Source organism: Streptomyces sp. NPDC004752, from assembly GCF_053601275.1.
The window spans coordinates 1-4,161 of the sequence record NZ_JBSGBN010000263.1; the positions used below are offsets into that span (position 1 = coordinate 1).

Genomic DNA, 4,161 nt, shown 5'->3' on the forward strand with positions numbered 1-4,161 from the left:
TCGGACGTCGCCTGTACGCGGCGTTCGCCGAGGCAGCGGAACGTCATGGTGCACGGCAGCTGAAGGCGATCACGTCAATCGAGAACACCGGATCGATCGCCTTCCATCGCAGCCTCGGCTTCAACACGAAGACCGTCGACGACTACAACGGCCCCGGCCAGGCTATGGCCGTCTTCCACCGAGATCTGCCGCTCAACGCCACACGGCCCTGACCAACCAGCCGTCACAGATAATCGCTCCCCAGGCCGTTACTCTCCGGATGCCTGATCACGATTGCCGGTCTGCGCCCCGTCGCATCCGCAGTGTGATCCACCGGATCGCGTCCCCATCAGCTCTCATGCGCGACAGTCTGGGTCACTGGTTGAGGTCCATGACCGGTGCGCCGAGGCCGTCGTAGGCAGCCGGCGTGACTGTGGCGACGAGAGCTCCGTCGGGACGGTCCAGCGTGGGGCGGGCCGCGTGCACGGCTGCCGCCACACCGAAGGGGACGTTGTGGCGATACAGGTCGGCGATGGCGTGGGCGGTCGCATAGTCGGCGTCCAGAGTGTGCAGGACGTCGAGGATGCCGAGGTACTCGACGATGCCGGTCCGGTCGCGCTCGGCTTCCAGCGCGCACACGATCGGCACCCACAGGCACACGGTGGGATCACCGGCGGCGACGTGAACCAGCCCGGAGACCTGCTTATGGCCGCCCAGCGCAAGGAGCGTGGGGGTGTCCAGGATGTAGTGCTCGACGATCACTCCGCAGTGCCCCGGACCTGGGCATGGCGGGCCGCCTGAGCCTGACGCATCCGCTCACGCAACACGCCGGCTTCGTCCTCGCCGATCCGGTGCCCGAACTCCGAGGCCAAGAATGCGTCCGTGCGATCGGCCCGCTCACGCAGCTGCGCAGCAGTGAGCGCGGTCGCTGCAAACTCCTCGATCAACGCCCGCATCGACATATTCCTGGCTTCGGCCAGGGCCGCGAGCTTGTCCCGTGTCTCCGCACCGATCTTGATCGTCGTATCCACAACCCGAGTATACCGATGCGAATACCTAAGTGGCGGTGCCACTTCGGGGCCCGTACAGGCCACGTCTCCTCCGCCGCCGGCGAGACGTCCCCAGCAAGGAAGGTGAACCTTGCAGGTCACCGAGATGAACACCCATCACCCACGGCCTCAATTTCTACAAGATGTAGTAGTTTTCGGACTGGCCGGAGCCGCCGCGAGCGTCACCCGGAGCCTCATCCCTGCATTCCGAGCCAAAGGTCGCGCATGTCCGTCCTGACCTACCCCGAAGCCGTGGGCGTCGGCCTGCTGCAAGGCGTCACCGAGCTGTTCCCCGTCTCCAGCCTGGGACACAGCATCCTGATACCGGCCCTCCTGGGCGGGCACTGGAAGCGCGACCTGGACGTTTCCGCCGATGGATCCCTGTACCTCAACGAGCTGGTCGGCCTCCACCTGGCCACCGCACTGGCGCTGGTGGTCTTCTTCTGGCGCGACTGGGTCCGGGTGTTCCGCGGTCTGGTCACGTCGATCACGCAACGCCGCATCCAGACGGTGGACCAGCGACTCGCCTGGCTGATCATCACGGCCTGCATCCCGGTGGGTATCGCCGGCGTCGCGCTCGACAAGGTGTTCCGCACCACGCTCGGCAAGCCCGTCCCCACTGCGATCTTCCTGGCCCTCAACGGCATCGTCCTCTTCGTCACCGAACGGCTGCGGCGCGGCGGGACCGGCCGCAGGCGGGTGGAGGACGCCGTCGCACCGGACGAGGAACACCTGAGCCCGGACGAGCTGTCGGACCGGCGGATCACCCGCATGACCATCCGTCAGGCCCTGACGATCGGCGCGGCCCAGATCCTCGCCCTCCTTCCGGGCATCAGCCGCTCCGGTTCCACCATCAGCGCGGGCATCTTCAAGGGCCTGGGCCACGAGGACTCCGCCCGCTTCGCGTTCCTGCTCGCCACCCCCGTGATCGGCGGCGCCGCGCTGCTCAAGCTGCCCCCGCTCCTCGGCTCCGAGGGCAACGGCCTGCGCGGACCTCTGCTGGCCGGCGGCATCGCCGCCTTCATCGCCGCCTACCTCGCGACCCGCTATCTGGTCCGCTACTTCGAGAACCGCACCCTCCTGCCGTTCGCCGTCTACTGCACCCTGGCCGGACTCGGAAGCCTCGCCTACTTCACCATCGGCTGACAGTGCATGGCGCCGCCCACGGGGCTTGGCACCCCCGCCCATTTTCTACACTGAGTAGAACTTCGACGGCGGTGTACATGCCGCCGTCGCCTGAGTGTGCCGTGCGCTCCTGCACCGGAGAGTGTCCCCGTACCCCCGCGGTTGCGCGTGACAGGAATGGACCCTGGGTGTTCCAGGCCCCAATCCGCTGGAACCCCGCGCAGGCGGCGTCGGCTTCGACGACACCGGAACCAGGAAGCGGCGAGTTGCCGAGGGTCGTTCGGGCTGGTTGTCGGGGGCGCGCTGGCGGGGTCGATCGGGTGGCGGGCGATGTTTGCCATGAACGTCCTGGTGGTGGTTGCGCTCATCGCGGGTGTGCTTGCACTGATCCCCGCGGACGCCCCTCAGGACCGCGCCCACGGACGCCTCGATCTTCCCGGTGCAACACTGGTGACCGCCGGTCTACTGGGGCTCTCCTTCGCCCTGACCCAGCTTGGCAAGAACGTGGCCGATGGCCCCGGATGGGTGGTCGCAGTCTTCGCAGTGGCCTTCCTGGCCGGCTTCGTGGTCTGGCAGCGCCGGGCGACCCAGCCGCTGGTCCCTCCGGCGGTGTGGAAGCGGCCGAACCTCGCCGCAGCCCTGGCGGTCGCCGTGTTCATGTACGCGGGATGGGTCGGGGTGAACTACTTCGCCGCACTCCTGCTGCAGAACATCCTCGGGTTCACTCCACTCACCACAGGCGTGGCCTTCCTGCCGCTGGCCATCGGCGGGACGCTCCTGCCCCTGGTCGCAGGGCGCCTGGTTCCGCGGGTGGGTGCACGCCGGCTCATGCTGTTCGGTCTGACCTGCTACACGATCGGCCTCGCCCTGTTCTCCCTGGTCGGCCCCGGAGCGAACTACTGGGCTGTGATCCTGCCGCTCCTGGTCATCCTCATCATCGGTCTCTCACAGACCTTCGTGCCGGCGAACATCACCGCACTGTCCGGTGCGGGAACCCAAGAGCAGGCACTGGCCGGCGCCATGTTCAACACTGCACTCCAGATCGGAGGCGGACTCGGCCTCGCGGTCCTGTCCACCGTCGCCGCCACGGCCGGAGGTGACGTGCTGGCCGGTTACCGGACAGCCTTCCTCACCGCCGCTGGCCTCTCGCTCGCGGGGCTACTCACAGCCGCGGCCGGTATCCGCAGCCCCCGCGGCCTGAACGGCTGACAGCCGCAGCCGCTGGGCGCCCGGCGGGCAGGCACCGCAGAGGACCGCGAAACCGCGAAGCGGATCGCGGCCCTCTTCCTCTGATCAGGAAAGACCATTCATGCATCACCGCAATCCACCCCTGTCCTTCGAAGGCAGCAGGCGCCTCGTGGAGCGCTGTCAGACTCGTCCGATCGCGCACGTCGGCGCCGAGATGGACACATGGTCCACCTGGACGTGAAGAAGGTCGGCCGGATCCCCGACGGCGGCGGCTGGCGCGCCCATGGCCGAGGAAGCGAACAGGCCAAGGCGGCCAACCGGACCAAGAACCGGAGCGAGCGAGGCGGCTACGTGTACCTGCACTCCGCCGGCGACGGCTACTCGCGCTTGGCATACACTCGGAGCCCCCGTGCGAACGAGCACGCGGCGGCCAACTCCACCAGATCTGCCTCCTCGTAGGAAACGATCTTCGCCCCCCTTATGGCAGATCGCCGGCGTCCAGCGAAAACACCGATGATCGCTCGTAGGGCATCGAACTGCAGGTGAACGGCTGGGGCATTGCGGCGAACCCTTCACAGTGTGCGGCGATGCTGTTGACGCCCGACTCCTTATCCGCGAGCGTTGAATCGCATAACCACATGTACAGCCGCGTGGAGCGTGCCCGGCCATAGCGAGGCTGTACAGCCCGGAGGAGGTGCTGCGGAGGGGGAAGCTCGGGATGAGCATGGACCACGTCGTGGGTCTGGTCGGCGCCGTCGTCCTGGTCGTCGGCATGGTAATCATCGGATTCATCCTGCGAAGCGGCTCGATCATTCCTCCC

At 67.4% G+C, this 4,161-nt stretch carries 5 protein-coding genes and 1 pseudogene; 4 read left to right on the forward strand and 2 right to left on the reverse strand.

All coding sequences use genetic code 11. The features are described from left to right. Positions 1–212 (forward strand): N-acetyltransferase family protein (locus ACWEKM_RS45960; protein ID WP_451627273.1); only part of this gene is annotated, 212 nt, incomplete at its 5' end. A 142-nt stretch (positions 213–354) separates the two neighbouring features. Here the strand turns inward: ACWEKM_RS45960 and ACWEKM_RS45965 are convergent. Both ACWEKM_RS45965 and ACWEKM_RS45970 read right to left on the reverse strand, forming a co-directional pair. Continuing rightward, complete coding sequence (locus ACWEKM_RS45965) at positions 355–741, reverse strand: hypothetical protein (RefSeq protein ID WP_451627274.1); 387 nt, start codon at positions 739–741, stop codon at positions 355–357. Continuing rightward, positions 738–1,010 (reverse strand): hypothetical protein, encoded by a 273-nt coding sequence (locus tag ACWEKM_RS45970; RefSeq protein ID WP_451627275.1) that lies wholly within the window; start codon positions 1,008–1,010, stop codon positions 738–740. Before ACWEKM_RS45970 ends, ACWEKM_RS45965 begins: the two co-directional genes overlap by 4 nt. A 243-nt stretch (positions 1,011–1,253) precedes the next feature. On the opposite strand from ACWEKM_RS45970, the gene ACWEKM_RS45975 reads away from it, so the two are divergent. The 3 genes and pseudogenes from ACWEKM_RS45975 to ACWEKM_RS45985 all read left to right on the forward strand — a co-directional run. Next, positions 1,254–2,174 carry an undecaprenyl-diphosphate phosphatase gene (locus ACWEKM_RS45975; RefSeq protein WP_451627276.1) on the forward strand — a complete coding sequence of 307 codons (921 nt, stop codon included), beginning with the start codon at positions 1,254–1,256 and terminating at the stop codon, positions 2,172–2,174. A 156-nt stretch (positions 2,175–2,330) separates the two neighbouring features. Next, on the forward strand, positions 2,331–3,362 hold the full coding sequence (locus ACWEKM_RS45980; RefSeq protein ID WP_451627277.1) for an MFS transporter: 1,032 nt from the start codon (positions 2,331–2,333) through the stop codon (positions 3,360–3,362). Positions 3,363–3,494: 132 nt separating this feature from the next. Beyond that, positions 3,495–3,770 (forward strand): annotated as a pseudogene (locus ACWEKM_RS45985) (IS481 family transposase); the annotation flags it as partial. Positions 3,771–4,161 lie beyond the last annotated feature (391 nt).

Bases quoted from the DNA above. Each gene is read 5' to 3' on its own strand.
- ACWEKM_RS45975 (WP_451627276.1), top strand. From the start codon at position 1,254: ATGTCCGTCCTGACCTACCCCGAAGCCGTGGGCGTCGGCCTGCTGCAA.
- ACWEKM_RS45980 (WP_451627277.1), top strand. From the start codon at position 2,331: ATGGACCCTGGGTGTTCCAGGCCCCAATCCGCTGGAACCCCGCGCAGG.